The organism is Modestobacter sp. SYSU DS0904, from assembly GCF_054051115.1.
In genome coordinates this window covers 77,932-104,089 of sequence record NZ_JBJHAQ010000007.1, presented here as the reverse complement: position 1 = coordinate 104,089, position 26,158 = coordinate 77,932, and the positions used below count along the sequence as shown (strand labels likewise).

Below are 26,158 nucleotides of genomic sequence, written 5' to 3'. Positions count from 1 at the left end.
CGAACGCGGCCCGGCCGGGACCGGACGTTCGGGAGACTCAGGGCAGGGGCACTCGGGAAAGGGCACTTCAGGGTTTCGGCACTCGACGGACCTGGGCGCGTCAGCGCCCGGCCACCTCACGGTAACCGCTTGTGAAGTCCTGAACAAAGTCGCCGAACCCGTCTGCGCAGGTCAGGGGGGTCCGCTGTGGCGGATGCCACGCCGCGCGCCACCCGGTCGGGTGCGGCCGGTGGCTCAGCCGGTGCCGAGGTCGCGCCGCAGGCGCGGGACGTCGACGGTGAAGTAGCTGTGCTCCCGGCCGTCGAGCAGCACCACCGGGACGCGGTCACCGTACTCGGCACGCAGCTCCTCGTCGGCGTCGACGTCGACGAGGACCGGCGTCAGGCCGGCCTCGCCCCCGATCCGGGTGAGCGTCTCCTCGGCGACGGTGCACAGGTGGCAGCCGACCCGGGTGAGCAGCTGCAGGCGCGGTGCCGGCTCAGTCACCGGTCTCCTCCTCCCCTCCCCGGGCGGCGCGCGCCGCCCGTTCCATCCCGAGCTCGCGGAGCCGGGCCCGGCTCACCTTGCCGGTCAGCGAGTACGGCAGCTCGGGCACCACGTGCACGGCCACCGGCACCTTGAACCGGGCCAGCGAGGCCGCAGCGTGCGCCCGCAGCCCGGCCTCGTCGAGCGCGACGTCCGGCGAGGCCACCACCACCGCGTGCACCGCCTCACCGGTGCGCGGGTCGGGCAGCCCGATGACCGCGCTCCCGGCCACCCCCGGGTGCGCGTCGAGCACCCGCTCGACCTCGCCCGGGTAGACGTTGAACCCGTTGACCAGGATCAGGTCCCGCCGGCGGTCGACCAGCACCAGGTCGCCGTCGCCGTCCCGGTAGGCGATGTCGCCGGTGGCGAGCCACCCCCGCGCGTCGGGCCCGTCGGCGCCGTCGGGCCAGTAGCCGCTGAACAGGTTCGGCCCGCGGGCGCAGATCTCCCCGGCCTCCTCCGCGTCGTCGTCCACGTCGTCGGCCGGACCGTCGTCCGCCGGGTCGTCGCCGGCCGTCGGGCCGCCCGCGGTGTCCCGCAGCCGCAGCTCGACCCCGGGCAGCGGGCCGCCGATGCTGCCGGGCTTGGACCGACCGGTGACCAGGGTGCTCGCCAGCACCGGGCCGGCCTCGGTCAGCCCGTACCCCTCCCACACGGTGACCGCGGCGCGCTCGCGCATCGCGGCCAGCACCGCGGGCGGCAGCGGGGCGGCCCCGGAGCTGGCCGTGCGGACGGCGGCGAAGCCGCGCCGCAGCACCGCGTCGGAGCCGGCGGCGTCGGCGGCCGCCAGCCAGGCGGCGTACATCGGCGGGGCGGCGGGGACGGCGGTCACCCCCTCCTCGGCCATCAGCCGGAGGGTGTCCAGCGGGTCGAACTCCTCGACCAGCACCGCGCAGGCACCGGTCGCGGCGGTGAGCCCCCAGCCGCTGGTGGAGCCGTAGACGTGGAACAGCGGGAGCGCCACCAGCACCCGGTCGCCCGCGCGGACCGGCGGCGGGTCCAGGGCCAGGCACTGCTGCTGGTTGGCCAGCAGGGCGGCGTGCGTGAGCATCGCGCCGCGCGGCCGGCCGGTGGTGCCGCTGGTGTAGGCCAGCAGCGCCAGCGCGGTCGGGTCCTCGGGGTCGGCCGGTGGCAGACCGTCGTCGTCCGGCGGGCCGACCTGCGCCGGCACCCCGGCGAGCTCCGCCCGCGCCGCCGCGGTGACCAGCAGTCGCGACCCGGAGTCGGTGAGCAGGTACGACACCTCGGGGTCGGTGTAGGCGGTGTTGACCGGGACGACGACCAGCCCGGCCCGCAGCGCGCCGGTCACCGCCACCACCCAGTCGACGCCGTTGCGCAGCTGCACCGCGACCCGGTCGCCGGTGGCCAGCCCGCGGGCGCGGTACCCCGCGGCGGCCCGGTCGACGAGCCCGTCGAGCTCGGCCCAGGTCAGCCGGCGCGCGCCGTGCACCAGGGCCGGGGACCCCGCGGAGGTCGCCGCCGCCCGGCGCACCAGCGCCGCCAGCGATCCCACCGGCGCGATCGGCGCCGCCGGGGCGTCCTGTTCTGTCACACGGACCTCCCTGGACCCACGGACCGCCCCCGAGCAGCGGCGGCGGCGCCACCGGGGCACGATGGTGTCATCCCGGTGGGCCGCCCGCAGCGGGTCTCGACACGTCGGGCGAGCCGGCCGGACCGGGGGTGGAGGAGGTGCACGGCATGACCCGCCCCCGTCCCGCCGCACCCCCGACGGCCCCGCCCACCCCGGCGGTCGGCCGGCGCCACCAGCCGGTGCCCCGCCCCCGGCCCGGGCAGCCCGCGGCCACCCCCGCGCCCCCGGCCGACGAGGCGACGCAGCCCGCGCCGGCTGCCGTCGCCGCGGACCCGGACGACGTCTGGGAGTTCGTCCGCCGGGCGCAGCAGGGCGACGCCGAGGGCTTCGGCCTGCTCTACGACCGGTACGTCGACGTGGTCTACCGGTTCCTGCTCGTGCGGGTCGGTGACCGGACGACGGCGGAGGACTTCACCAGCGAGACGTTCGTGCGGGCGCTGCGCCGGATCGACTCGCTCAGCTTCCAGGGCCGCGACGTGGGCGCCTGGCTGGTCACGATCGCCCGCAACATCGTGCTGGACCACGTGAAGAGCAGCCGCCACCGGCTGGAGGTCACCACCGGCGACATGGGTGACGCCGACCGGGCGACCGAGGGCCCGGAGGACACGGTCGTGCAGCGGCTGACCAACGCCGAGCTGGTCGCCTGCATGCAGCAGCTGTCCGCTGACCAGCGCGAGTGCCTCGAGCTGCGCTTCCTGCAGGACCTCACCGTCGCCGAGACCGCGGCCGCGATGGGCAGGAAGGACGGCGCGATCAAGGCGCTGCAGCACCGCGCGGTCCGCCGGCTCGCCACGCTGTTGCCCCCGGGACTGCGGTGACAGGTGTGACCGTCCAACTGCGCTGCGTAACGCCAGGGCCGGCCCCGTCGTTGACCCGGGCGGGAAGCCGCGCCGATCGGCGACGCGGGACCCGGGCGGTCCACGGAGGGCGGCGGTGACGGTGCAGCAGGACGACGCGACGGGTCCGGCCCGCCGTTCCGCCGGCCCACCACTCACCGCCGAGGACCTGGTGCTGGCCCGGCTCGAGGGCCTGCCGACCGAGTACGCCGCCCAGCCGGACCCGGCGTTCCGCGCGGCCACCCGGACCCGGCTGGTGGCGATGGCCGCCGTCCGTGAGCCCGTGCCGCGGCGCCGGGGTGTGTGGCGTCGGCTGCACGCCGGCGGGCCGGCGTCGCGGGGCCGGCTCACCGCCGGGCTCGCCGGCGCCACCCTCACCCTGGCCGCCCTCGGCGGCCTGCTGGCCGCCGCCCAGGGCGCGGCACCCGGTGACCTGCTCTACGAGGTCAAGCGCGGCGGCGAGGCGACCCAGCTGGTGCTCGCCGGTGACAGCAGCCGCGGCACGACGCTGCTGGACTTCGCCGACACCCGGCTCGTCGAGCTGACCGAGCTGGCGCGCGCCGCCGACGCCGCGGCCGTGCTGGAGACGCTGCGGACCATGGACCAGCAGACCACCGAGGGCGTCGCCTGGCTCACCACCCGGGCGGTCGACGACGCCGATGCCGCGGCGCTGCGGGCGCTCACCGCGTGGACCGCCGCGCAGCGCGCCGGGCTGGACGCGCTGGCCGACGACGTCCCCGCCGACGCCGCCGCGGCGCTGGGCAGCTCCCGGGAGCTCGTCTCCGCCGTCGCCGACCGCGCCGCGTCGCTGGGCACCGCACTGACCTGCACCGGCGGACCGGCCGTCGCCGGCGGCGACGAGCTGGGCCCGGTGCCGGTCCCCTGCCCGGCCGACCGGCCGACGACGGTGAGCCCCGCGCCCGGGACGCCGTCGGCGCCCCCGGCCGGCGTCCCGGCGACGCCGGGCGGCGTGGCGCCCCCGGCGCCGTCCCCCGCCCCGGCGACCACCCCACCGCCCGCCGCGGAGAGCAGCGCGCCCGTCCCTGCCCCAGCCCCCGTCCCGGCGCCCCCGCCCGCCCCGGCACCCGCGGCCCCGGCTCCCGGCGGCCCGCCGTGGTGGGTGCCGCCCGCGCCCGTTCCGCCCACCACGACGGCACCGACCCCGCCGGGCACGGTCATCGAGCTGCCGCCCGTCGTCCCGGGGCTCCGGGTGTGCCTGCCGCCGCTGATCTCCGTCAACTGCCGACCTGCCGCCGACTGAGCGGTCCGGCTCGCTAGGGTCGGGTGACCAGCGCAGCCCAGACCGGGAGGTCACCCGTGGTCCGAGTTCCCTTCCGGGGGCGGGCTGCGCGCCTCCCCGGCGGGCTGGCCGACGAGGAGACCCGCGCCCTCGTCGCCGGCACCGCGTCGGCCGCGGCCGCCGAGACCACGCCGGCACCCGCGCCGCACCCCGACCCGACGGGCGCGGCCTTCTTCGACGTCGACAACACGATGATGATGGGCGCCTCGCTGTTCTGGTTCGCCCGCGGGCTGGCGGCCCGTCAGTACTTCACCACCCGCGACGTGGCGTCCTTCATCTGGCAGCAGGCCAAGTTCCGGATCGCGGGCACCGAGAGCAGCATCGACCTGCCCACCGTGCGGGACAACGCGCTCGCCTTCGTCGCCGGCCGGCCGGTCGAGGAGATCAAGCAGGCCAGCGAGGAGATCTACGACGAGCTGATGGCCGACCGCATCTGGTCCGGCACCCGGCTCCTCGCCCAGCAGCACCTCGACGCCGGGCAGCGGGTCTGGCTGGTCACCGCGACCCCGGTCGAGCTCGCCTCGATCATCGCCCACCGGCTCGGGCTCACCGGCGCCCTCGGCACCGTCACGGAGGTGGTCGACGGCCGCTTCACCGGGCGGCTGGTCGGCGAGCTGATGCACGGCGAGGCGAAGGCGCAGGCGGTGCGGGTGCTCGCCGAGCGGGAGGGGCTGGAGCTGGCCCGCTGCACCGCCTACAGCGACTCGAGCAACGACCTGCCGATGCTCAGCCTGGTGGGCACGGCGGTCGCGGTGAACCCCGACTCCGAGCTGCGGGCCGTCGCCCGCTCCCGCGGCTGGACGATCAAGGACTTCCGCACCGGGCGCAAGGCCGCGAAGATCGGCGTGCCCACGGTCGGCGCCGCAGCCCTGTCCGGTGGCGTCGTCGGCGGCCTGGTCGCGCTGCGCCGCCGCAACCGCTGGCCCTTCTAGCCCTCGGCGGCGGCCAGCCCGCCGTCCGCGCCGTCCTCGCGCAGCGGGTCGAGCAGCACCAGCCGCAGCAGCATCTGCTGCCATGCGGCCCGGACGCTGTCGGGCTGGTCGGCGACGGCGTCGGGGGTGGGCCCGCGGGTGCCCCGCACCTGGCTCACCATCTCCTCGAAGGCCAGCCGGAAGAGCAGGTCACGCGCCTGGTCCACCGACAGGCCGGCGCCCAGCAGCGGCGCCAGCACCCAGCCCAGGTCGTCCCGGTCCAACTCCTCCACGAACGGTCTTCGGGCCGGCCACCCCGTTCGGATGCACCGCCGGGGAGGTCGTTGCGCGAGAAATCCCACGGTCGGGCGGGAAGGAGCTCAGACCCCGTACTCGTCGACCAGGAAGTCGCGCAGGAACCGGTGGCCGGCCAGCTGCTCCAGCAGGCCGGCGTCCGGTACGTGGCCGTGCCGGGCCGCCTGCGCCACGTCGTCCTCGAGCCACGCGAGGAAGGCCTCGGCGTAGGCCGCCAGCGCGGCCACCTGCTCCCGGGGGAGCGCCGGGGCCGCCGGCGGGAACGGGCGCTCCCCCGGCTCCTGACCCGCACCGGGCATCAGCTGAAGACGGACCGGCGCTGCAGGAGGAGCCGGTAGATCGAGTGCTGGATCGTCTCCCGGACCTGGTCGGTGAGGTTGAAGACCACCATCGGGTCGTCGGCCGCGGCCGGGCCGTACGACGCGGTCTCGATCGGCTCGCCGAAGGCGATGAACCACTTCGAGGGCAGCGGCACCGCGCCGAGCGGGCCCAGCAGCGGGAAGGTCGGGGTGATCGGGAAGTAGGGCAGGCCGAGCAGCCGGGCCGCGGTCCTCGCGTTGCCCAGCATCGGGTAGATCTCCTCGGCGCCGACGATCGCGCACGGCACGATCGGCACCCCGGTGCGCAGCGCGGCGCTGACGAAGCCACCGCGGCCGAACCGCTGCAGCGTGTACCGCTCGCTGAACGGCTTGCCCACGCCCTTGAAGCCCTCGGGGAAGACGCCCACCAGCTCACCGGCCGACAGCAGCCGCTCGGCGTCCTCGTTGCAGGCCAGGGTGACGCCGAGCTTGCGGGCCAGCGACCCGATGAACGGCACCTGGAAGACCAGGTCGGCGCCGAGCAGGCGCAGCCGCCGTGCCGCCGGGTGGTGGTCGCGCAGCGCCACGGTCTCCATCAGCGCGTCGACCGGCACGGTGCCGGAGTGGTTGGCCACCACCAGTGCGCCACCGGTGTCCGGCACGTGCTCCAGCCCCTGCACCTCGACCCGGAACCAGCGCTCGAACCACGGCCGCAGCAGCGGCAGGAACAGGTGGTCGGTGAGGTCGGGGTCGAAGCCGAACTCGTCGGTGTCGTACTCACCGGTGAGCCGGCGTCGCAGGAAGTCCAGGCCGCCGGCCACCTCGTCGTCCCAGCCGGGGCCGGCCGTGGGCGGCGGGGGGACCGGCTCGTCGTCCGGGCGCAGCGGGATGACCCGGGCCTCAGGCATCGTGGACCGCCCGCAGGCCGGGCACCGACGGCGCGGACCGCTGCCGCGGGGTGAGCACGGTGGTGACGGCGGCGAGCCCGCCGGCGAACCGGGTCACCGCAGCGCGCGCCCCACCGGTGACGCCGTCTACCAGTTCGGGGCGGACGACCGGCAGCAGCGTGCGGCCGTAGTCGGCCAGCGCCTCGGCGGTCGAGTAGTGCGGGGTGTGCCCGAACTCCTCCCGCAGCACGCGGGTGTCGACGACCCGGCCGAAGTTGAGGAAGCGCATCTGCTCCGGGGACCAGTCGACCAGCCCGGGCCGGCGGGTGAGCCGGCCCAGCGAACCCATCGCGGCCTCGGGCAGCGGCAGCTGCACCCGGCCCAGCCGGCGGATGGCCTGGGAGAGCAGGACGGTGCCCTGGGCGCCGACGTTGACCGTGCCGACGAACTCACCGGTGGCCGCCCGGGCCAGCACCGCCACGGCGTCGTCCTCGTGCAGCAGCTGCACGCGGGCGTCGTAGCCGAGGGCGGTGGGGATCACCGGCATCCGGAAGAAGCCCGACAGCAGGGAGTCGATGCGCGGGCCGATGAGGTTGGTGAACCGCAGCACCGCCACGCCGACGTCGGGACGTCGCCGGGCGAACGAGCGGACGTAGCCCTCGATGTCCAGGCTGTCCTTGGCGAAGCCCCCACCGGGGACCCGCCGGGCCTGCATCGTCTCGGTGAAGACCGCCGGGTCCCGGGCGCTGGCCCCGTAGACCGCGCTGGTCGACTTCAGCACCAGCCGGCGCACCCGGGGCGACCGCTGGCAGGCGGCCAGCAGCTGCATGGAGCCGATGACGTTGAGCTCCTTCATCGACACCCGCCCACCGGCGCTGGCCGGGGTGGCGCTGATGTTCATGTGGACCACGGTGTCGACCGCGGCCGACTCGATCACCTTCCCGATCAACGGGTTGCGGATGTCGGCGCGGACGAACTCGGTCCGCCCGAGGCGGCGGAGCACCTCGGGGGCCGGGGGGACGGTGTCCACCCCGATGACCCGGTCGATGGCCGGGTCCGCGGCGAGCTCGGCCGCCAGCGCGCCGCCCAGCCACCGGCTCACACCGGTGACCAGGACGACCGCAGGCGGCACGAGCGTCAGCTCACTTCTTGTTGCGGCGCTGCACGCGGGTCTTCTTGAGCAGCTTGCGGTGCTTCTTCTTCGCCATCCGCTTGCGGCGCTTCTTGATGACCGAACCCATGTCCTGCTCCCGACGTCGTGGTCACGCGGCGCCGGGGGCGGTGACCGGGTGGTCACGCGGTTCCTGATCCGGGCACCGTGCGAGGTGTTCAGCTCGAGCGCGGGCCACCCCCGGAAGGGGCGGCACCGCTCAGCGCACGAGACTACCTGGTGCCCTTCTGGAACGGCCCCGCTGCAGGATTTCGCCACGAGCAGGTGACGTGCTGGAGCGGCCGCCTCGCAGGGGCCCACCCTGAGCTTGCGAAGGGTGGGGGGCGAGGTGGTCGTTGCTCAGGCGATGTCGGTGTAGGCGTCGCGCAGGTAGTCGTGCACGGCCCGCTCGGGCACCCGGAAGGAGCGGCCGACGCGGACGGCGGAGAGCTCGCCGCCGTGGACGAGGCGGTAGACGGTCATCTTCGAGACCCGCATGAGGGCAGCGACCTCGGCGACGGTCAGGAAGGCGACCGCGGCGCGGGGGGCCGGGACGGCGGCGGGGCGGCCGACCGGCGCGGCGGCCGGGTGGGCGGCCGGGACCGGACGCGACATCGAGGCGGCGGACATCGGCCGGCCCATCGGTCGCGGCGCCGGGACACCCGGGCGAGAGGTCTGCTGGAGCGGTGCGCGGTAGGGCGTGGTCACGTCGATCATCTCCGGTATCAGCACGCATCGGGCCACCGGCTTCCCCACCGGCGGACGGGACACGCACGTGCTGGGAAGGACCATATGGGGACCTGTGTGACAGAAGCGATGGGTGAAACGGACAGGCGGACCGGTCCGTCCTGGGCACAAGTGGACAGAGACACCGCGTGACACACCCGTCACGGCGTGTTGTCCCCAAGTCGACCCATCCGCACCATGCCCTGTCCACAGGAACTGTGGAAAACAACAGGCATGTGATTCGTGCCGGATCCGCCGGGACCACCGCCGCTGGGGACGCCCTGGGGAGCGGGTGTGGGGAGTGCGCGACCCGGTGGGGCGCCGCCCGGCGGTCGGGGCGGGCGGCGGGTCCCGCCCGGTGGACACATGTCGACAAGGCGACGTGTCGCCGGGTCGCCGGGTCGGCTCAGCCCTGGGAGCGGCCCAGCTCGACCGAGCGCTGGTGCGCGGCCTCGATCGCCGCGATGAGGGCCGCCCGCACCCCGTGCCGTTCGAGCTCGCGGATCGCGGCGATCGTCGTCCCGCCGGGGCTGGTGACCGCCTCGCGCAGCTGGACCGGGTGCTCGCCGGAGTCGCGCAGCATCACCGCCGAGCCGTAAGCGGTCTGCACGATCAGGTCCGCGGCCACCGACCGCGGCAGGCCGAGCAGGATCCCGGCGTCGATCATGGCCTCGACCAGGAAGAAGAAGTACGCCGGACCGCTGCCCGACAGCGCGGTCACCGCGTCCTGCTGGTTCTCCGGCACCCGCCGGACCTGACCCACCGGCGCGAGCAGCGCCTCGGCCTCGTCCAGGTGCTCCTCGGAGGCGTGCGCGCCCGCGGAGAGCACGCTCATCCCGGCGTCGACCAACGCGGGCGTGTTGGGCATGACCCGGACCACCGGGGTGCCGTCGGGCAGCGCCGCCTCGATCCGCGCGGTGGGCACCCCGGCGGCCACGGAGACGACCAGGTGCTCGTCGGCGGCCACGTGCGGGGCCAGCAGACCCAGCAGCGCGTCGACGTCCTGCGGCTTCACCGCCAGCAGCAGCACCCGGGCACGCGCGGCGGCCTCGGCGAGGTCGACCGTCCCGACGCCGTACTGCGCGGCCAGCTCGGCGGCCCGCTGCGGGCTGCGCTCGACGACCCGGATGCCGTCCCCGCTGCCCGCCTGGCGGACCAGGCCGGCCAGCAGCGCCTCGCCGATCTTCCCCCCACCGACGATGGCCAGACCGCGACGACTCCCACTGATCATGCCCGCGACGGTAGCGCCCACCCCGGGTGTGGCCCGGGAGGACCGGGGTAGCCAGCGGCCGTGACCGCAGAACTGAACGGCAAGCGCGTGGCCGTGCTGGCCACCGACGGTGTGGAGCAGGTCGAGCTGGAGCGCCCCTGGCAGGCACTGGTCGACGCCGGCGCCCAGCCGCAGCTGGTGAGCCTGGAGCCCGGGTCGATCACCATGTACCAGCACATCGACCCGGGCGACGCCAAGGACGTCGACGCGGTCGCGTCCCAGGCCGACCCCGGCGACTTCGACGCCCTGGTCCTGCCCGGCGGGGTCATCAACGGCGACTTCGTCCGCGCCGACGCCGGCGCGGTCGCCTTCACCAAGGCGTTCTTCGACGCCGGCAAGCCGGTCGCCGCGATCTGCCACGCACCGTGGGTCCTCGCCGAGGCCGACGTCGTCCGGGGCCGGCGGATGACCTCCTGGCCCTCGCTGCAGACCGACCTGCGCAACGCCGGCGCGGAGTGGGTGGACGAGGAGGTCGTCGTCGACGGCAACCTGACCACCAGCCGCAAGCCCGACGACCTCGACGCCTTCAGCAGGACGCTCGTCGAGCAGTTCGCCCGCGCCTGAGCCCGGCGGGTGCCGGCCCGGCCGCCGGGCGGCCGGGTCAGGAGCCCGCAAGCAGCCCGGCGGCCGGGGCGATCACCAGGACCGTGCCGGCCAGCAGGAGCCCGGCCAGCAGCCGGACCGGGAGCGGGCCCTGGCCCTGCCGTTGCCGCCACGCGGCGGCCCCCGCCACCAGTCCGGTCACCACCAGCGGTGCGGCGACCAGGGCGGCGTAGGGCATCAGCTCCCACAGCAGCGTGAAGGCGAAGTACAGCCCGATCCCGACCGCCAGGGCCACCACCAGCTCACCGACGAACCGCACCCAGGCCAGCGCACCCTGCGGGCCGCTCACCGGCTCGGCGTCCCCCTCGCCCGGCACCGCGGGCTGCGGCCCGGTGCGGTGCGCACCCGAGCGCCGCTCGCCGGTGGCCCGCGAGGCGGACGTCTGCAGCGCCGGGATGGCCGCCGTCGACGGTCCGCGCGGCACGCTCCCGGTGGCCGGCGACGGGGTCGGGGCCGCCGTGGCCGGCGCCGGCGCCGCAGGAGCCGGGGTCGGCTCCGGGGCTGCCCGGTCGGGTGCATCGGTGTGCCGCCGCGCCGGGGCCGCGGTGGACTCCGTCCGGCCGGCGACCGGTCCGGGGGAGGCCAGGTCGCCCAGGCCGCTGCCCCGCGACCGGTCCTGGGCCGGGGTCCAGGCGGGGGACGCCGCGGGCGCGGGGGCGGACCGTGCCGGTGGCCCGCTGCGGGCCGGGTCGGCCTGGCGCGGGGACCCGCCCCGGGGAGCGGGCGCGCGGACGGCGGCGGGGGACGGCGCGGCCGGACCGGATGCGCGCGCAGCGGCGGGCCGGACCCCGGGCGCCGGCGCGACCGGACGTCCGGACGTGCCGGGCCGAGGCGACTGCGCCCCCCGCCCGGCCGGTGCCGGCCGCGGCTCGACGGCAGCCGGACGGCCGTCAGCGCCCACGGGCGCCGAGCGGCCGGTGGGTGGCTCGTCGGGCCCCTTGCGTCGACGACCGGGCCGCGTGCCGTGCTCGCTCTCCAGGCCGTGCTCACGCAGGATCTCGGCCAGCGAGCGGACGCTGTACTCCCCGGACGGCTGCCCCATCACGCTCCTTCCAGCGAGTCCAGGCGCCGGAGGATGATCCCTTCGCGCAGCGCCCACGGACAGATCCGCACGAACGGTACGTCCACGGCCTGCATCGCGGCCTGCGCCACGACGGCGCCGGCCGGGACCTGGTGCGCGCGCTGCACCGAGACCCCCTGCAACTCGGCCAGCGCACCGGCCTCGATGCGGGAGACGAACCCGAGGACCTGCCCCAGGCCGGTCGTGGTCAGCTCGCGCGGCACCCGCAGGCCGGCGGCGTAGGGCGCGGCGCCGGCGAGCCGGGCCAGGGTGCGGAAGGTCTTCGAGGTGGCCGCCACCAGGTCGGGTTCACCGGCTGCGCGCAGCTTGCGGCCGGCCGGGGCCAGCACCTCTGCGGCGTGCTCCTCCAGCCGGGCCAGTGCGGTGAGGTCCGGGCGCCCCCCGGTCTCGGCCTCGGGGAGGAAGTTGCGGGTCATCCGCCCGGCGCCCAGCGGCACCGAGAGGGCGACGTCGGGGTCCTCGTCGATGCCGCTGGCCAGCTCCAGCGAGCCGCCGCCGATGTCGAGCACGAGCAGCCGGCCGGCGCTCCAGCCGAACCACCGCCGGGCGGCGAGGAACGTCAGCCGGGCCTCGTCCTCCCCGGTGAGCACCTGCAGGTCCACGCCGGTCTGCTCGCGCACCCGGCGGAGCACGGCGGCACCGTTGTCGGCGTCACGGATCGCGGAGGTGACGAAGGCCAGCAGCTCGTCGCAGCGCCGGTCGGCGGCCTGCCGCTTGGCCTTCTGCACCGCGGTGAGCAGGGCCTTCTCCCCCGCCTTGGAGAGCTTGCCGTCCGGGCCCACGTGCTCGGCCAGGCGCAGCAGCCAGCGGTCGTCGTGCATCGGGGTCGGGTGCGCGCCCCGATGCGCGTCCACCACCAGCAGGTGCACGGTGTTGGAGCCGACGTCGAGCACACCCAGTCGCATGCAGCGCAGTCTGCCGGGTCGCCCGCCGCCTACGCTGCGCCGGTGGACCCGAGCACCTCCGACACCCCTCCGCCCGAGGTGGAGCTGGACTTCGCCCGCGAGTGGGTGGAGTTCTTCGACCCGGCCGATCCCGAGCACCTGGTGCGGGCCGACCTCACCTGGCTGACCAGCGCGTGGACCTGCGTCTTCGGCCGCGGCTGCGCCGGCGTCGTGGCCGGCCGCGCCGAGGACGGGTGCTGCAACCACGGGGCGTTCCTCACCGACACCGACGACCTGGAACGGGTCGCCGCCTCGGTGGCCGACCTCACCCCGCTGGACTGGCAGCGCCATCCCGGGAACGCGCCGGCCCGGGAGGAGTGGACCGAGCCGGACACGCTGACCGAGCCCGAGCCCGGGGAGACCGCCGAGGAGGCGCTGCGCACCCGGGTCGTCGACGGCGCCTGCGTCTTCCTCAACCGGCCCGGGCACCCCGGGGGCGCGGGCTGTGCCCTGCACGCGATGGCGCTGCGGCAGGGCCGGCACCCGCTGGAGACCAAGCCCGACGTGTGCTGGCAGCTGCCCGTCCGCCGGGAGCAGGAGTGGGTGGACCGCCCCGACGACACCCGGGTGCTGGTCTCGACCATCGGCGAGTTCGACCGCCGCGGCTGGGGGCCCGGCGGCCACGACCTGCACTGGTGGTGCACCGGCTCCCCCACCGCCCACGTGGCCGCCCAGCCGCTGGTGGAGACCTACGGCCCGGAGCTGACGGCGCTGCTGGGCGAGGCCGCCTACGCCGAGCTACGCCGGCTGACCGAGGCCCGCCTGGACGCCGGTCTCGTCGCCCCGCACCCGGCCAGCCCCCGGCCGGTGCCCGTCGAGCTGCACCGGCGCCGGCCCGGCTGAGACCGGCCCGGTCGCGGCGGTGCCGGCGCGGACGGCCCGGAAGGTCTGCCGGTAGGCCCGCGGGGATACCCCGCGGCGGCGGCCGAACTGCTCCCGCAGACCGGCCGCGGTGCCGAAGCCGACCAGCCGGGCGATCTCCTCGACGGGTGCGTCGCTGCCCTCCAGCAGTGACTCCGCCGCGGCCAGCCGCTGGGCGAGCAGCCAGGCGTGCGGCGTCGTCCCGGTGGTGGCCTTGAACCGGCGGGCGAAGCTGCGCGGGCTCATCAGCGCCCGGCGGGCCAGCAGCTCGACGGTGATCTCCTCGGCCAGGTGGGTCCGGGCCCACTCCAGCACGACGCCGAGCAGGTCGTCCTCGCACCGGGCCACCGGCTCGTCGATGAACTGGGCCTGGCCACCGTCGCGGTGCGGGGGCACCACCATGTCCCGGGCCAGCGCATTCGCCGCCGCGGGGCCCCACTCCCGGCGGACCAGGTGCAGCAGGGTGTCGACGCCGGCGGCGGTACCGGCACCGGTGATCAGCCGCCCGCAGTCGACGTAGAGGACGGTGGGGTCGACGGTCACGGCGGGGAAGCGGGCGGCCAGCTCGCCGGCGTGGCGCCAGTGCGTGGTGGCCCGGCAGCCGTCCAGCAGTCCGGCGGAGGCGACGACGAAGGCACCGGTGCACTGGCTGACCACGATCGCGCCCCGGGCGTGCGCAGTGCGGATCGCCGTGATCAGCGCGGCCGAGGGCTCGCGGTCCAACCGCTCCCAGGCGGTGACCAGCACGATGTCGGAGACCGCCAGCCGCGCCAGCCCGTGGTCGACCAGCAGCCGGACGCCGGTGTCGCTGCGGACCTCCCCGGGGACCTCGGTGACCAGGGCGAAGTCGAACCGCGGCAGGCCCATCGCGGTGCGGTCGTAGCCGAAGACCTCCGACGTCACCCCCAGCCCGAAGCTGCCCACGACGCCGTCGGCGACGACGACGCTCACCACCAGCGGACGTCCGGTCGGGTTCACCCCGACAGCATGGCAGGAAACGTGCGGTCCCGGTCACGTCTGCCACTCGTCCGGTGGACGCCGGCGGCGGAGGCTGCGGACATGTTCCTGATCACCTGCCCCGTCACCCGGACCACCGAGCTGGTGGCGGACCGGCGCGTCCGGTCGGTCGTCAACCACCCGTCCCACATCGCGATGACCGTCGCCTGCCCCTGCGGCGCCGAGCACGTCTACCGGACCGGCCGCCGGTGGGAGGCGGCGCGCACGCCGGCGACCCGTGTGGCGACAGACCCCGCCACCGGCGTCGGCCAGCACGGCCACGGCTCGAGCTGCGCGGGTGCCCAGCCCCGCGTAGCTTCGAACACATGAGCGAAGCGGAGACCGGGCCCGACAGCCCGCGCAGCACGGAGAAGGACCCGTCGGACTGGGTGACCGGCGACGAGCCGGCCACCGGCGCGCAGAAGAGCTATCTGCACACCCTCGCGCGCGAGGCCGGGGAGGACGTCCCCGACGACATCAACAAGGCCGACGCGTCGAAGAAGATCGACGAGCTCCAGGACGAGACCGGCCGCGGCCAGTAGGAGCCCGGCCGCCTCGGGCAGGAGCTCTCCTGCCGTCCTGCCGAAGGCAGTGTCGCCCCGGGTGACGGGCCCGGAGGGTCCTCACCTGGGGACGACGGGCCCGCCGCAGGCGGTCCGGCCGGACGGTGGGCCCGCAGGGTCCACCTCCGGCCGGACGGTCAGCAGCTCAACGCACCGCACCCCGGCACCTGGCCGCGGTGGGAGGCCGGCAGGCCGACAGTCCTGCTATGCCTCGAACTTGTAGCCCAGCCCACGCACCGTCACCAGGTACTTGGGGTTGGCGGGGTCCGGTTCGAGCTTGGCGCGCAGCCGCTTGACGTGGACGTCGAGGGTCTTGGTGTCCCCGACGTAGTCCGCGCCCCAGACCCGGTCGATGAGCTGGCCGCGGGTGAGCACCCGACCGGCGTTGCGCAGCAGCAGCTCGAGCAGGTCGAACTCCTTCAGCGGCAGCGCCACGGGCTGGCCGTCGACGGCGACGACGTGCCGCTCGACGTCCAGCCGCACCGGGCCGGCCTCGAGCGCGTTGTCGGCCACCGGCTCGGCGTCCGTGCCGCGACGCAGCACGGCCCGGATCCGGGCGACCAGTTCGCGCGCCGAGTAGGGCTTGGTGACGTAGTCGTCGGCGCCCAGCTCCAGCCCGACGACCTTGTCGATCTCGGCGTCCTTGGCGGTGAGCATGATGATCGGCACCGAACTCCTGGCCCGCAGCGAGCGGCAGACCTCGGTGCCGGAGAGCCCGGGCAGCATGAGGTCGAGCAGCACGATGTCGGCCCCGGCCCGGTCGAACTCGGCGAGCGCGTCCGTGCCGGTGGCGGCCACGACCGTGTCGTAGCCCTCCCGCCGGAGCATGTAGGACAGCGCGTCGCTGAAGGACTCCTCGTCCTCCACCACGAGCACTCGGGTCATGACCGTCCTCTCTTCGCAGCCCCAGCGGGGCCGTCGTCGTGGGACCCGACCGTGACGTCGTCGACGTCGAGGGGGCGGGCCGGGTGGAGCGGCGGCACGGGCGGCCGCTCGGGTGCGCCGTCGTCCACGGGCTGGTCTCCCCCGGCGGCGAGGGGGATGCGGAGGGTGAACGTCGACCCCAGACCCTCCTCGCTCCAGACGGTGACCGAGCCCCCGTGGTTGCTGGCGACGTGCTTGACGATGGCCAGGCCGAGTCCGGTGCCACCGGTGGCGCTGGCCCGGGACTGGTCGACCCGGTAGAAGCGCTCGAAGACCCGGGAGCGGTCCGAGCGGGGGATGCCGATCCCGGAGTCGGTGACGGCGATCTCGGCGAACCCGGAGCGGGCCCGGGCGCCGACGGCGATCGTGGTGTCCGCGGGGCTGTAGGCGACGGCGTTGGCCAGCAGGTTGGTGATCGCGGTGGCCAGCTGCGCCTCCACCCCGCGCACCACCAGCCCGGGCTGGGCGGCGACGGCGAGCTGGATGTCCTTGGCCGCGGCGGCGGCGCGGGTGCGGTCGACGGCCTCGGCCACGACGGTGGCGACCGCCACCGGCGCCAGTTCGGGCATCGGCTCGGCGCCCTGCAGGCGCGACAGGTCGATGAGCTCGCGCACCAGCCGGGCCAGCCGGTCGGCCTCGTGGCTCATCCGGGCGGCGAAGCGCTGCACGGTCTCGGGGTCGTCGGCAGCGCCCTGGACCGCTTCGGCCAGCAGCGCGAGCGCGCCCACCGGGGTCTTCAGCTCGTGGCCCACGTTGGCGACGAAGTCCCGCCGGACGGCCTCGACCCGGCGGGCCTCGGTGACGTCCTGGAGCACGAGTGCGACCGGTCCGGCACCGCGGTGCGGCGCGCTGCCCAGCCGGATGCCGTGCACGCCCACGGTGCGGGGACCGGCGCCGACCAGGTCACCGGGGAGTGCGACGTCGGCCCGCCGGGTGCCGGCGGCCTGCGCCTCACGGGCCACCTCCAGCAGCCCGGGCACCAGCAGCCGGCTGCCGCGGACGATGCCCAGCGCCCGCGCCGAGGGGTTGGCCAGCAGCACCGCGTCGTCGGGCCCGACCACGACGACGGCGGGGTCCATCAGGTCGACGAGGCGGCGGGCGAGCGCGGCCTCCTGGTCGGCGCGCGGGTCGATCTGGCCGCGCGAGGTCGCCGCGCCTCCCTCGTCGACGGGACGATGTCGGGCGCGGACCACGGTGAGCGCCAGCAGCAGGCCGGTCGCAAGGCCCGCCACCAGGGCGACCAGCGGTTCCACGCTGCTGATGCTAGACAGCAGGGGCCACTGTGCGGTCTGCTGCGGAGAGCATCACCCGTCCGGGCGCGACAGTTCATCGCGCCGTGCCCGCCCGTTCACCTGGCGGCCTCCTGGACCGCGTGGCAGCGTCTCTACGCTCGTGGGTACACGCGTTCGACGCCCGGCACCGGGCGTCCGGACCGTGGGCGGGGACGCCACGCGCCGAGCGGCCGAGCCACCCGGGCCCGGCCCTGGCGCGGCGACTGGACGGAGGAAGCGTGCTGCGGGAGAGCTACCGCGAGGAACTGGACGACATCAACGCCTGCCTGGTGGAGATGGCCAACTCGGTGGGGTCCGCGATGAGCACCGCGACCACCGCCCTGCTCGACGCCGACGTCGCCCTCGCCGACCTGGTGATCGCCGGCGACGAGCGGATCGACTCGGTGCGCGAGAGCATCGAGGAGCGCTGCTTCACCCTGCTCGCCCGGCAGCAGCCGGTCGCCACCGACCTGCGCACCATCACGACCGCGATGCGGATCGTCGGTGACCTGGAGCGGATGGGCGACCTGGCCGAGCACATCGCGAAGGTGGCGCGGATGCGCTTCCCGGAGCACGCGGTGCCGCAGGAGGTGCGGCCGGTCTTCCTGGAGGCCGGGCACATCGCGGAGAGCCTGGTGGCCAAGGCGGGGACGGTCATCGCCAAGCGGGACGTCGAGGCGGCCATCGAGCTCGAGGCCGAGGACGACCAGATGGACCAGCTGCACAAGCAGCTGTTCCGCGAGCTGCTGGCGCCGACGTGGGGCCACGGCATGGAGTCCGCCATCGACGTCACGCTGCTGGGCCGCTACTACGAGCGGTTCGCCGACCACGCGGTCAGCGTCGCCCGCCGGGTGGTCTACCTGGTCACCGGCGAGAAGCCGACGCTGGCGGTCACCGACCCCCGCTGAACCCGGGCACAGCCACACCCAGCACGGCCACGGAGGGGCCCGGGCGCACCTCGCGCCCGGGCCCCTCCGTGTCGGCTACTTCTTGCCCTGGTTCTTGACCGCCTCGATCGCGGCGGCAGCGGCGGCGGGGTCGAGGTACTGGCCGCCCTTCTGCAGCGGGCGCAGGTCGGCGTCGAGGTCGTAGCGCAGCGGGACGCCGGTCGGGATGTTCAGCCCGACGACCTCCTCGTCGCCCATGTCGTCCAGGTGCTTCACCAGCGCCCGCAGGCTGTTGCCGTGCGCGGCGACCAGCACGGTCAGGCCCGCCCGCAGGTCCGGCACGACCGCGTCGTACCAGTAGGGCAGCATCCGGACGACGACATCGGCCAGGCACTCGGTCGCCGGGCGCACCTCCGGCGGCAGCATCGCGTAGCGCGGGTCGCCGTCCTGGCTGAACTCGCTGCCGGGCTCGATCGGCGGCGGCGGGGTGTCGTAGGAGCGGCGCCAGGTCATGAACTGCTCCTCGCCGTACTCGGCGAGGGTGGCGGCCTTGTCCTTGCCCTGCAGGGCGCCGTAGTGCCGCTCGTTGAGCCGCCAGGACCGCTTCACCGGGATCCACTGCCGGTCGGCGGCGGCCAGCGCCAGCTCGGAGGTGGCGATCGCCCGCTTGAGCACGGAGGTGTGGCAGACGTCGGGCAGCACGCCCTGCTCGGCCATCAGCTGGCCGCCACGGGCCGCTTCGGCGCGGCCCTTCTCCGACAGCGGGACGTCCACCCAGCCGGTGAACAGGTTGGCCTTGTTCCACTCGCTCTCGCCGTGGCGGAGCAGGACCAGGGTCGCAGCGGGGCTCGCGGTCTCAGTCACGCCGCCATCCTGCCCGACCCGGGCTCAGCGCGTGAGCAGTGGCCAGCACACCCACAGCTCGAACAGCGCGGGCGGCACCAGCCCGACCAGCAGCCACGGGCTCCGCAGCCGCCGCCCGGCGCCCCAGCGGACCGCGACGACCATGCCCACGCTGCAGGCGACCGCGACGGCGCCCCACAGCGCCAGCTTCCCGGCGTCCGGCGCGATCAGCTGCACGACCAGCAGCTCGACGGCGGACAGCAGCAGCGGGTAGGCCAGCGCGGAGGCGGCGACCAGCCCGATCAGCGCCCGGCCCTGCCGTGCCGGCGCCGGCGTCTGGTCCACCATCGCGGCCCACGCTAGCCCCGCGGGGGAGGATGGGCCCGTGCGTGCGACCGAGCGGTGGGCGGCGGAACTGGCGGCGTGGGCGATCGACCCGGAGCTGCTGGCGGCCGCCCCGGAGTCCCCCTACGGCTTCCCACCGGGCCTGTTCGGCGCCGACCGCGGTGCGGCGGCCACCCTCGCCGCGGTCCGGGAGGTGGGCCCGGGCAGCGTGCTGGACGTCGGCTGCGGTGGTGGGGCGGCCAGCGTGCCGGCCGGTGCACCGGAGCTGCTCGGCGTCGACGAGTCCGCGACCCTGCTGGCCCGGTTCACCGCGGCGGCGCTCGGCTCCCCCGCGACGACGGTGCGCACCTGGGTGGGGCGGTGGCCGGACGTCGCGGAGCGGGTCCCGCCGGCCGACGTCGTGGTGTGCGCGAACGTGGTCTACAACGTGCCCGACGTCGCCGCGTTCGTGGCCGAGCTGACCGCGCACGCCCGCCGCCGGGTGGTGGTCGAGCTGACCGACGTCCACCCGTGGACCTCGCTGGGCGGGCTGTGGCGGCACTTCCACGGCCAGGAGCGGCCCGCCGGCCCGGCGGCTCCGCTCTTCGGCGAGGTGCTCGCGGAACTGGGCGTGGGCGCCGAGCAGGTGACGTGGTCGCGGGCCGATCCGTGGCGGGACGCCCCCGACGACGTGGTGCTGGCCTTCACCCGCCGGCGGCTGTGCCTGCCGGTGGCGCGCGAGCCGGAGGTGGCCGCGGCGATGCGCCGGTTCACCGACGACCGGCCGCGCACCGCGACCACCTTCTGGTGGCCGGGCACCGCCTGATCACGCCATCGCCGATCCGGCCAGCGCCGGTCCGGCCACCGCCGGTCCGGCCACCGCGTCGGCGGGCTCGGCGGTGCGGGTGCGGCGGACGGCGTCGGCGACCAGCTCACCGGCCAGCTGCAGCTGCTCGGGGGTGTGGGTGGCCATGACCGCCAGGCGCAGCACGCCCTGGCCGCGCGGGACGGCGGGCCAGCCGACGGCGTTGGTGTACACCCCGGCGTCGTGGGCGGCGGCCCAGGCCGCACGGGTGGGCTCGTCGTCGCCGGTGGGGACGGCGATCACCGCGCCCGAGCCGGGCAGCGGCGCGGCGCCGTGCTCGGTGAGCACCCGCCGCAGCAGCGCCCCGTTGTCCCGCAGCCGCACCATCCGCTCGGGCTCGCGGCGCAGCACCCGGAGCGCGGCCAGCGCGGCCGCGACCGCGGCCGGGTCGCCGGCGGCGCTGAAGACGTAGGGCAGGGCGGTGGCCCGGATGCCGTCGGCGACGGCGCGCGAGGTCAGCACCGCACCGCCGACGCTGGCCAGCGACTTGCTGAACGCGACGGTGACCGCGTCGACGCGGTCGAGCACCCCGGCGGCCTCCGCCGCCCCGCGGCCGTGCTCCCCCAGCACGCCCAGGCCGTGCGCCTCGTCGACGACCAGCCGGGCACCGAACCGCCGGCACATCCCGGCGATCGCGGCCAGCGGCGCTGCCTCGCCGCTCATCGAGTAGATGCCGTCCACGACGACCACAGCACCGGCGTCGGGCGCCAGCCGCCCCAGCCGCCGCTCCAGGGACGCCACGGAGTTGTGGGTGAAGCGCTGCACGGTGGCCCGGCTGGCGGCCGCCGCGGCGTGCAGGCTGGCGTGCGCGTGGGCGTCGACCAGCAGGACGTCGCCAGGGGCACCGGCGCTGGCCAGCACCGCCGTGTTGGCGTTCACCCCGGCGGAGGTGAGGACGGCGTCCTCGGTGCCGTAGAGGCCGGCCAGCTCCTCCTCCAGCGTGAGGTGCAGGCGCGTGGTGCCGTTGAGCACACGGCTGCCGGCGGCGCTGGTGCCGTAGCGGCGCAGCGCCTCGACCGCGGCCTCGATCACCTGCGGGTCACCGGCCAGGCCCAGGTAGTTGTTGGTGCCCAGGTTGATCCGGGAGCGGCCGTCGTCGAACACGGTGACCGGCAGCGGCGCCCCGCCGGTGGGCACCGAGTGCGTCGCCCGCCCCTCGCGGGTGTGCCGCCGCATCGTCTCCGCCCGGGGGCTGTCCAGCAGCGGGGCGAAGGCGTCACGTCGGGCGGGAGGGGCGTCGGGCACGGGGACTCCGGTGGTCGGCACGGTCGGAACGCGGGGATCCGCGGCCCCCTGACCCTGGCTGTCGACACGCTCCGTGGTCAACGTGTGTCACGCGGTACTCCCAGGGGTCACCTGACCGGGGGTGGGCAGGGCCACTCGTCGACGCAGGGTGCGCACCGGGGCGCACACAGGGGCCCGGCCGGGTGACACCCGGCCGCGCGAGGGGGACGTCAGGCGGGCAGTCGCCGGCCGGGCAGCCACACCAGCACGACCACCGCGGCGACGACCGCGCAACCGGCGGTGCCGACGGCGGTCAGGTGCATCGCGCCGACGAAGGCCTCCCGGGCCGGTTCGACGACGGCCTCCACGCCGGCCGCGGCTTCTCCCCCGGCGGCCCGGGCGCGCTCGACGGCGGCCAGCGTCCCGATGATCGACTCGCTGGCCTGCTCCCGGGTGGCGGGTGGCAGCGCGTCGACGTCGTCGCCGAGCCGGCTCGCGTAGGCGCCGGCCAGCACCGTGCCGAGGATCGCCACCCCCAGCGCGCCGCCGACCTGGCGCACCGCGTTGTTGACCGCCGCGCCCGCGCCGGCCTTCTCCCGCGGGACCACGGACATGATCGACTCGGTGGCCGGCGCCAGCACCGAGCCCATCCCGATGCCCTGGAAGGCCAGCACGGTGAGCACCAGCCAGAGCGGCGCGTCGGCGTCCAGCAGCTGGATGCCGGCGAAGGAGAGCGCGATGAGGCCGAAGCCGGAGGCGCAGACCGCCTTCGCGCCGAACCGCTCGGCGAGCACCGAGCTGCGCGGGGCCATCAGCGCGATGCCCAGCGCGACCGGCACCAGGCTGGCCCCGCTCTCCAGCGGCGAGTACCCGCGGACGCCCTGCAGGTAGTAGACGAGGTAGAACGTCGCGCCCTGCAGCGCGAAGAAGTTCAGCGTGAGCGCACCGGCGGCGGCGGAGAAGGCCGGGTTGCGGAACAGCGTCACGTCCAGCGCCGGGTGGCTGGTGCGCCCCTGCCACCAGACGAAGAACGCCAGCAGCAGCACCCCACCTCCCAGCGGCGCCCAGGTCTGCGGCGCGCTCCAACCGTCGCTGCCGCCGCGGATGATCCCGTAGACCACACCCACCAGCGCCACGATCGACAGCAGCACGCCCGGCACGTCCAGCCGGCCGGGCGAGGGGTCCCTGGACTCCGGGACGACGAGCAGGATGCCCACGATGCCCAGCGCCGCGACCGGGACGCCGAGCAGGAACACCGCACCCCACCAGTAGTGCTCGAGCACCAGCCCGCCGGCCAGCGGCCCGGCGGCGACCGCGAGGCCGGACGCGCCGGCCCACAGCCCGATCGCCCGGCCCCGCTCGCCGGCCGGGAAGACGTTGGTGATCACGGCGAGCGTCGCCGGCTGGACCGCGGCACCGCCCACGCCCATCAGCGCCCGCCAGCCGATCAGCTGCAGCGCGGAGTCGCTGAACGCGGCGAACACCGAGCCGATGGCGAAGATCGTCAGCCCGGCCAGCAGCACCTTGCGCCGGCCGTACCGGTCACCGAGCACGCCCCAGCTGAACAGCAGCCCGGCGAAGACGAGGATGTAGGAGTCGATCGCCCACTGCAGCTCGCCCTGGGTGGCGTCCAGCTCGCGCTGCAGCGTGGGCAGCGCGACGTTGAGGATGGTGTTGCCCGTGATCACCATCAGCAGGCAGACGACCATGGTGGCCAGCACCCACCACCGTCGCTCGTAGCCGGCCGGCAGCGGGGTCGCCGTCGTGGTGGGGCTCGGGGCGGGCGGCGTCACCCGGGCGGCCGACGGGTCGGGTCGGCGAAGGCGGCGAACGCCTCCAGGTTCCGCAGCGACTCCCCGCGCTTGACCCGCCACTCCCACTCCCGGCGGATCGAGCTGCCGAAGCCGATCTCCAGCATCGTGTTGAAGTGGTCGTCGGCGTAGGTGAGCACCGACCCGAGGATCCGGTCGATCTCCTCGGGGGTCACCGCGTCGTGCCCGAGCGTGCCGGTCAGGTACACGTCGCCGACGCTGTCGATGGAGTACGCGACCCCGTACATCCGGGCGTTGTGCTGCAGCAGCCAGGCCCACAGCTGCTCGCGGTTCTCGTCGGGCTGGCGGCAGACGAACGCCTCGACCCGGAAGCCGTGCGCGCCGATGGTGAGCCCGACCAGGGTGCGCAGCTTCTTCACCCCGGGCAGGGTCACCACGAAACGGCCCGTGCCCGGGTGCTCGTACTCCAGCTCCGCGGCGCGCAGGGCCTCCTCGACGACGCCGTCGAGCTCCGCGACGCTGCGCCGGCTCATCGGCCCGCCGTGCCCCCGGACAGCAGCCGCACGGCGTCCGCGCCACGCAGCCGGGCCAGCGGCACCGACCGCCGGCTCATCTCCACCATCGCCGCGGCGTAGCCGTCGACGAGGGAGTCGACGGTGCGGTCCCAGCTGAACGCGGCGGCGTGCCGCCGGGCGCCGGCGGCCAGCAGTTCCCGGCGCTCGAGCACCCGGGTGATCGCGGCGGCGTAGTGCTCCGGGTCACGGCCGGTGACCAGCAGGCCGGAGACGCCGTCGTCGACCGCGGTCGGCAGGCCCCCCACCCGGGCGGCCACCACCGGCGTGCCGCAGGCCTGCGCCTCCAGCGCGACCAGGCCGAAGGACTCGTTGTGGCTGGGTACGACGGCGACGTCGGCGGCGCGGTAGTGCTCGGCCAGCCGCGCCGGCGGCTGCGGCGGCAGGAACCGGACGACGTCGGTGACGCCGAGGCGCACGGCCAGCTCCTGCAGCCGCCGCGGCTCGGCCAGCCCCGACCCGCTGGGCGCGCCGACGACCAGCACCTGCAGCCGGGCACGCAGCGCCGGGTCGGCGGCGAGCATCCGGGCGGCGGCGTGCAGGAGCATGTCCGGCGCCTTCAGCGGCTGGATCCGGCCGACGAACAGCAGCACGACGGCGTCGTCCGGCACGCCGATCCGCTCCCGGGCGCTGCGGCGGGAGCCGGGCCGGAAGGTCCGCAGGTCGACGCCGGGCGGCACGACCAGGGTGCGGCGCGGATCGGCCCCGTAGAAGTCGACCAGCTCGCGCGCCTCCTCGGCGGTGTTCGCGATCAGCCGGTCGGCCTCGGCGACCACCTGCTCCTCGCCGATCACCCGGGCCCGCGGCTCGGGCTCGTCGCCCTCGGCGAGGGCGGCGTTCTTCACCTTGGCCAGGGTGTGCGCGGAGTGCACCAGCGGCACGCCCCAGCGGTCGCGCGCCAGCCAGCCGACCTGCCCGGAGAGCCAGTAGTGGGAGTGGACGACGTCGAAGTGCCCGGGCTCGTGCTGGGCCTCCTCGCGCAGCACGGCGGCGGTGAAGGCGCACATCTGGGCGGGGAGCTCGTTCTTGCCCAGCCCCTCGAACGGGCCGGCGCTGACGTGCCGCACGGTGACGCCCGGGCTCATCTCGACCACCGGCGGCTGGTCGCTGGAGGTGGCGCGGGTGAAGACGTCGACGGCGATGCCGCGCTCGGCCAGCCGGCGGGACACCTCGACCACGTAGACGTTCATGCCCCCGGCGTCGCCTGCGCCGGGCTGCTCCAGCGGGCTGGTGTGCACCGAGAGGGTCGCCACCCGGCGCGGGAGCACGGGCACGGTGGTGTTGGGGGCCGTGGTGGCGGCTGCCGTGGAGTTGCGCCAGAGCACGCCGGGGCGACCGGGCCGGCGACCAGCCACGGTGCCACCTCCGCTCGGGCGTCCACGGCGCCCGAGGCGGACACCCTGTCGGTGGTTCAGTGTGCAACAAGGCCAGGATGGGCACATGTCCAGCCCCGTTGCCCCCTCCCCCGCACGAGTGCCCTTCCCCGGCTCGGGCCGGGTCGCCGTCGTCACCGGTGCCTCCAGCGGGATCGGCGCCGCGACCGCCCGACGGCTGGCCGCCGAGGGCTTCGACGTCGTGCTGGCCGCGCGCCGGCTGGACCGGCTCACCGCCCTCGCGGAGCGGATCGGCGGCCGGGCGGTGGAGCTCGACGTCACCGACCCCGCCTCGGTCGCGGCGCTGGCCGCCGGCCTGGACCGGGTCGACGTGCTGGTGAACAACGCCGGGGGCGCGTTCGACGCCGCCCCGGTGGCCGAGGCCGACCTGGACTCCTGGGAGCGCACCTACGACGTCAACGTGCTGGGCCCGGTGCGGGTGACCAAGGCGCTGCTGCCGGCGCTGAAGGCGTCGGGCGCCGGGGACCTGGTGTTCGTCGGCTCGACCGCCGGCCTGGTCAGCTACGAGGGCGGCGGCAGCTACACCGCGGCCAAGCACGGGGTGCACACGCTGGCCGAGACGCTCCGCCTGGAGCTGGTGTACGACCCGGTGCGGGTGGTGGAGATCGCCCCCGGGATGGTGAAGACGGAGGAGTTCTCGCTGAACCGCACCCGTTCGCAGGAGAAGGCCGACGCCGTCTACCGGGGCGTGCGCGAACCGCTGGTCGCCGAGGACGTCGCCGACGTGATCGCCTGGGCGATCACCCGCCCGCACCACGTGAACGTCGACCTGCTCGTCGTCCGGCCGCGGGCCCAGGCCGCCCAGCACAAGGTCGCCCGCGACCAGGAGTGACCGCACCCTGGGGCGCCTTCGGGCGGGACCGGCTGCCCGCCGGCTGGGCGTGGCCGGTCGATCGGGAGCAGGTGGCCGACGCGCTGACCGCGGCCGGGGCACGGGTGGCCGGCTGCACGTTCGCCGTCCCCGAGCCCGCCGCGGTGGGCGAGCCGCTGGTGGTCGAGGTGCGCTGGACGCCCGGCGGGCAGCTGGCGCTGCGGCTGTGGGCGGTACCCGCCGCCGACGCCGAGGCGGTGGCCGCCGACCTCGCGAACGGCGGCTGGCTGGCGCGGGCCGGCCGGTGGGCCGCCGAGGCGCCGGCCCGCGGCGCGACCTGGACGGCGCAGACCCACGCGCTGTTCGTGACCCGCCCCGCCGGCCGGCTCACCGCCCTGGAGGCATGAGCCAGG

Annotated in this window: 30 protein-coding genes; 10 read left to right on the top strand and 20 right to left on the bottom strand. The window is 75.8% G+C overall.

The window, feature by feature from the left end:
- Nucleotides 1-234 precede the first annotated feature (234 nt).
- The gene (locus tag ACI79U_RS07165; RefSeq protein ID WP_457064010.1) at nt 235-486 is read right to left on the bottom strand and encodes a glutaredoxin family protein; all 252 of its coding nucleotides are present in this window, start codon (nt 484-486) and stop codon (nt 235-237) included.
- Entirely contained in the window at nt 479-2,077 is a 1,599-nt protein-coding gene (locus tag ACI79U_RS07160; RefSeq protein WP_457064012.1) for an AMP-binding protein, read from the bottom strand. The genes ACI79U_RS07165 and ACI79U_RS07160 overlap by 8 nt, the downstream gene beginning before the upstream one ends.
- Before the next feature lie 146 nt (nt 2,078-2,223).
- Between ACI79U_RS07160 and ACI79U_RS07155 the strand changes: the two genes are divergently transcribed.
- The 3 genes from ACI79U_RS07155 (at nt 2,224) to ACI79U_RS07145 (ending at nt 5,184) form a co-directional block, all read left to right on the top strand.
- Nucleotides 2,224-2,934, top strand: a complete 711-nt coding sequence (locus tag ACI79U_RS07155; RefSeq protein ID WP_457064014.1) for a sigma-70 family RNA polymerase sigma factor — start codon at nt 2,224-2,226, stop codon at nt 2,932-2,934.
- 115 nt (nt 2,935-3,049) lie between these two features.
- Nucleotides 3,050-4,213, top strand: coding sequence for a DUF5667 domain-containing protein (locus ACI79U_RS07150; RefSeq protein WP_457064016.1), 1,164 nt, complete (start codon nt 3,050-3,052; stop codon nt 4,211-4,213).
- A 56-nt stretch (nt 4,214-4,269) separates the two neighbouring features.
- Nucleotides 4,270-5,184, top strand: coding sequence for an HAD family hydrolase (locus tag ACI79U_RS07145; RefSeq protein ID WP_457064018.1), 915 nt, complete (start codon nt 4,270-4,272; stop codon nt 5,182-5,184).
- Here ACI79U_RS07145 and ACI79U_RS07140 read toward each other — a convergent pair.
- From ACI79U_RS07140 to proC, 7 genes are all read right to left on the bottom strand, one after another.
- Nucleotides 5,181-5,456, bottom strand: a complete 276-nt coding sequence (locus tag ACI79U_RS07140) for a hypothetical protein (protein WP_457064020.1) — start codon at nt 5,454-5,456, stop codon at nt 5,181-5,183. The two genes, ACI79U_RS07145 and ACI79U_RS07140, sit on opposite strands and share 4 nt — an antisense overlap.
- An 87-nt stretch (nt 5,457-5,543) precedes the next feature.
- A complete protein-coding gene (locus ACI79U_RS07135) occupies nt 5,544-5,777 on the bottom strand; it encodes a hypothetical protein (protein ID WP_457064022.1) in 234 nt (77 codons plus the stop codon).
- Nucleotides 5,777-6,685: a lysophospholipid acyltransferase family protein gene (locus tag ACI79U_RS07130; RefSeq protein ID WP_457064024.1), complete on the bottom strand. Its 909-nt coding sequence runs from the start codon at nt 6,683-6,685 to the stop codon at nt 5,777-5,779. The genes ACI79U_RS07135 and ACI79U_RS07130 overlap by 1 nt, the downstream gene beginning before the upstream one ends.
- Entirely contained in the window at nt 6,678-7,796 is a 1,119-nt protein-coding gene (locus tag ACI79U_RS07125) for an NAD-dependent epimerase/dehydratase family protein (protein ID WP_457064026.1), read from the bottom strand. The genes ACI79U_RS07130 and ACI79U_RS07125 overlap by 8 nt, the downstream gene beginning before the upstream one ends.
- Nucleotides 7,797-7,806: 10 nt before the next feature.
- On the bottom strand, nt 7,807-7,905 hold the full coding sequence (locus tag ACI79U_RS07120) for a 30S ribosomal protein bS22 (protein WP_012854759.1): 99 nt from the start codon (nt 7,903-7,905) through the stop codon (nt 7,807-7,809).
- Between the two features lie 269 nt (nt 7,906-8,174).
- On the bottom strand, nt 8,175-8,546 hold the full coding sequence (locus ACI79U_RS07115; RefSeq protein WP_457064029.1) for a helix-turn-helix domain-containing protein: 372 nt from the start codon (nt 8,544-8,546) through the stop codon (nt 8,175-8,177).
- A 400-nt stretch (nt 8,547-8,946) separates the two neighbouring features.
- Nucleotides 8,947-9,771 (bottom strand): pyrroline-5-carboxylate reductase, encoded by an 825-nt coding sequence (gene proC / locus ACI79U_RS07110; protein WP_457064032.1) that lies wholly within the window; start codon nt 9,769-9,771, stop codon nt 8,947-8,949.
- Between the two features lie 60 nt (nt 9,772-9,831).
- Between proC and ACI79U_RS07105 the strand changes: the two genes are divergently transcribed.
- Nucleotides 9,832-10,374, top strand: a complete 543-nt coding sequence (locus ACI79U_RS07105; protein ID WP_457064034.1) for a type 1 glutamine amidotransferase domain-containing protein — start codon at nt 9,832-9,834, stop codon at nt 10,372-10,374.
- Nucleotides 10,375-10,411: 37 nt separating this feature from the next.
- Here ACI79U_RS07105 and ACI79U_RS07100 read toward each other — a convergent pair whose 3' ends face one another.
- Both ACI79U_RS07100 and ACI79U_RS07095 read right to left on the bottom strand, forming a co-directional pair.
- Complete coding sequence (locus tag ACI79U_RS07100; RefSeq protein ID WP_457064036.1) at nt 10,412-11,455, bottom strand: hypothetical protein; 1,044 nt, start codon at nt 11,453-11,455, stop codon at nt 10,412-10,414.
- A complete protein-coding gene (locus ACI79U_RS07095; RefSeq protein WP_457064038.1) occupies nt 11,455-12,399 on the bottom strand; it encodes a Ppx/GppA phosphatase family protein in 945 nt (314 codons plus the stop codon). The genes ACI79U_RS07100 and ACI79U_RS07095 overlap by 1 nt, the downstream gene beginning before the upstream one ends.
- A gap of 42 nt (nt 12,400-12,441) precedes the next feature.
- Here ACI79U_RS07095 and ACI79U_RS07090 point away from each other — a divergent pair, with 42 nt between their 5' ends.
- The gene (locus ACI79U_RS07090) at nt 12,442-13,281 is read left to right on the top strand and encodes a hypothetical protein (protein WP_457064040.1); all 840 of its coding nucleotides are present in this window, start codon (nt 12,442-12,444) and stop codon (nt 13,279-13,281) included.
- Here the strand turns inward: ACI79U_RS07090 and ACI79U_RS07085 are convergent.
- Complete coding sequence (locus ACI79U_RS07085; protein WP_457064042.1) at nt 13,177-14,277, bottom strand: helix-turn-helix domain-containing protein; 1,101 nt, start codon at nt 14,275-14,277, stop codon at nt 13,177-13,179. The two genes, ACI79U_RS07090 and ACI79U_RS07085, sit on opposite strands and share 105 nt — an antisense overlap.
- 344 nt (nt 14,278-14,621) lie before the next feature.
- On the opposite strand from ACI79U_RS07085, the gene ACI79U_RS07080 reads away from it, so the two are divergent.
- A complete protein-coding gene (locus tag ACI79U_RS07080) occupies nt 14,622-14,837 on the top strand; it encodes a DUF3072 domain-containing protein (RefSeq protein WP_457064044.1) in 216 nt (71 codons plus the stop codon).
- Between the two features lie 225 nt (nt 14,838-15,062).
- On the opposite strand, the gene ACI79U_RS07075 is transcribed toward ACI79U_RS07080, so the two are convergent.
- Nucleotides 15,063-15,743 (bottom strand): winged helix-turn-helix domain-containing protein, encoded by a 681-nt coding sequence (locus ACI79U_RS07075; protein ID WP_457064046.1) that lies wholly within the window; start codon nt 15,741-15,743, stop codon nt 15,063-15,065.
- The gene (locus ACI79U_RS07070; RefSeq protein WP_457064048.1) at nt 15,740-17,035 is read right to left on the bottom strand and encodes a sensor histidine kinase; all 1,296 of its coding nucleotides are present in this window, start codon (nt 17,033-17,035) and stop codon (nt 15,740-15,742) included. Before ACI79U_RS07070 ends, ACI79U_RS07075 begins: the two co-directional genes overlap by 4 nt.
- A gap of 257 nt (nt 17,036-17,292) precedes the next feature.
- Here ACI79U_RS07070 and phoU point away from each other — a divergent pair, with 257 nt between their 5' ends.
- Complete coding sequence (gene phoU, locus ACI79U_RS07065) at nt 17,293-17,961, top strand: phosphate signaling complex protein PhoU (RefSeq protein WP_457064050.1); 669 nt, start codon at nt 17,293-17,295, stop codon at nt 17,959-17,961.
- Between the two features lie 75 nt (nt 17,962-18,036).
- Here phoU and ACI79U_RS07060 read toward each other — a convergent pair whose 3' ends face one another.
- Both ACI79U_RS07060 and ACI79U_RS07055 read right to left on the bottom strand, forming a co-directional pair.
- On the bottom strand, nt 18,037-18,804 hold the full coding sequence (locus tag ACI79U_RS07060) for a phosphoglyceromutase (protein ID WP_457064052.1): 768 nt from the start codon (nt 18,802-18,804) through the stop codon (nt 18,037-18,039).
- Between the two features lie 24 nt (nt 18,805-18,828).
- Nucleotides 18,829-19,131 carry a hypothetical protein gene (locus tag ACI79U_RS07055; protein WP_457064054.1) on the bottom strand — a complete coding sequence of 101 codons (303 nt, stop codon included), beginning with the start codon at nt 19,129-19,131 and terminating at the stop codon, nt 18,829-18,831.
- 37 nt (nt 19,132-19,168) lie between these two features.
- Between ACI79U_RS07055 and ACI79U_RS07050 the strand changes: the two genes are divergently transcribed.
- On the top strand, nt 19,169-19,933 hold the full coding sequence (locus ACI79U_RS07050; protein WP_457064056.1) for a class I SAM-dependent methyltransferase: 765 nt from the start codon (nt 19,169-19,171) through the stop codon (nt 19,931-19,933).
- Here the strand turns inward: ACI79U_RS07050 and ACI79U_RS07045 are convergent, their stop codons facing one another.
- The 4 genes from ACI79U_RS07045 to mshA all read right to left on the bottom strand — a co-directional run bounded on the left by ACI79U_RS07045 (nt 19,934) and on the right by mshA (nt 24,895).
- The gene (locus ACI79U_RS07045) at nt 19,934-21,217 is read right to left on the bottom strand and encodes an aminotransferase class I/II-fold pyridoxal phosphate-dependent enzyme (RefSeq protein WP_457064058.1); all 1,284 of its coding nucleotides are present in this window, start codon (nt 21,215-21,217) and stop codon (nt 19,934-19,936) included.
- A gap of 209 nt (nt 21,218-21,426) precedes the next feature.
- Nucleotides 21,427-22,989: a DHA2 family efflux MFS transporter permease subunit gene (locus tag ACI79U_RS07040; RefSeq protein WP_457064060.1), complete on the bottom strand. Its 1,563-nt coding sequence runs from the start codon at nt 22,987-22,989 to the stop codon at nt 21,427-21,429.
- Nucleotides 22,986-23,501, bottom strand: a complete 516-nt coding sequence (locus tag ACI79U_RS07035) for a YbjN domain-containing protein (RefSeq protein WP_457064062.1) — start codon at nt 23,499-23,501, stop codon at nt 22,986-22,988. Before ACI79U_RS07035 ends, ACI79U_RS07040 begins: the two co-directional genes overlap by 4 nt.
- Nucleotides 23,498-24,895, bottom strand: a complete 1,398-nt coding sequence (gene mshA / locus ACI79U_RS07030) for a D-inositol-3-phosphate glycosyltransferase (RefSeq protein ID WP_457064064.1) — start codon at nt 24,893-24,895, stop codon at nt 23,498-23,500. The genes ACI79U_RS07035 and mshA overlap by 4 nt, the downstream gene beginning before the upstream one ends.
- 85 nt (nt 24,896-24,980) lie before the next feature.
- On the opposite strand from mshA, the gene ACI79U_RS07025 reads away from it, so the two are divergent.
- A complete protein-coding gene (locus ACI79U_RS07025) occupies nt 24,981-25,766 on the top strand; it encodes an SDR family oxidoreductase (protein ID WP_457064066.1) in 786 nt (261 codons plus the stop codon).
- Complete coding sequence (locus ACI79U_RS07020; RefSeq protein ID WP_457064068.1) at nt 25,763-26,152, top strand: hypothetical protein; 390 nt, start codon at nt 25,763-25,765, stop codon at nt 26,150-26,152. Before ACI79U_RS07025 ends, ACI79U_RS07020 begins: the two co-directional genes overlap by 4 nt.
- Nucleotides 26,153-26,158: the final 6 nt, after the last annotated feature.

What these genes read in the sequence shown, in the direction of transcription:
- ACI79U_RS07155 (WP_457064014.1), top strand. Translation starts at nt 2,224, where the DNA reads ATGACCCGCCCCCGTCCCGCCGCACCCCCGACGGCCCCGCCCACCCCG.
- ACI79U_RS07135 (WP_457064022.1), bottom strand. Translation starts at nt 5,777, where the DNA reads ATGCCCGGTGCGGGTCAGGAGCCGGGGGAGCGCCCGTTCCCGCCGGCG.
- ACI79U_RS07130 (WP_457064024.1), bottom strand. Translation starts at nt 6,685, where the DNA reads ATGCCTGAGGCCCGGGTCATCCCGCTGCGCCCGGACGACGAGCCGGTC.
- ACI79U_RS07120 (WP_012854759.1), bottom strand. Translation starts at nt 7,905, where the DNA reads ATGGGTTCGGTCATCAAGAAGCGCCGCAAGCGGATGGCGAAGAAGAAG.
- proC (WP_457064032.1), bottom strand. Translation starts at nt 9,771, where the DNA reads ATGATCAGTGGGAGTCGTCGCGGTCTGGCCATCGTCGGTGGGGGGAAG.
- ACI79U_RS07100 (WP_457064036.1), bottom strand. Translation starts at nt 11,455, where the DNA reads ATGGGGCAGCCGTCCGGGGAGTACAGCGTCCGCTCGCTGGCCGAGATC.
- ACI79U_RS07095 (WP_457064038.1), bottom strand. Translation starts at nt 12,399, where the DNA reads ATGCGACTGGGTGTGCTCGACGTCGGCTCCAACACCGTGCACCTGCTG.
- ACI79U_RS07080 (WP_457064044.1), top strand. Translation starts at nt 14,622, where the DNA reads ATGAGCGAAGCGGAGACCGGGCCCGACAGCCCGCGCAGCACGGAGAAG.
- ACI79U_RS07075 (WP_457064046.1), bottom strand. Translation starts at nt 15,743, where the DNA reads ATGACCCGAGTGCTCGTGGTGGAGGACGAGGAGTCCTTCAGCGACGCG.
- ACI79U_RS07055 (WP_457064054.1), bottom strand. Translation starts at nt 19,131, where the DNA reads ATGGTGGACCAGACGCCGGCGCCGGCACGGCAGGGCCGGGCGCTGATC.
- ACI79U_RS07035 (WP_457064062.1), bottom strand. Translation starts at nt 23,501, where the DNA reads ATGAGCCGGCGCAGCGTCGCGGAGCTCGACGGCGTCGTCGAGGAGGCC.
- ACI79U_RS07025 (WP_457064066.1), top strand. Translation starts at nt 24,981, where the DNA reads ATGTCCAGCCCCGTTGCCCCCTCCCCCGCACGAGTGCCCTTCCCCGGC.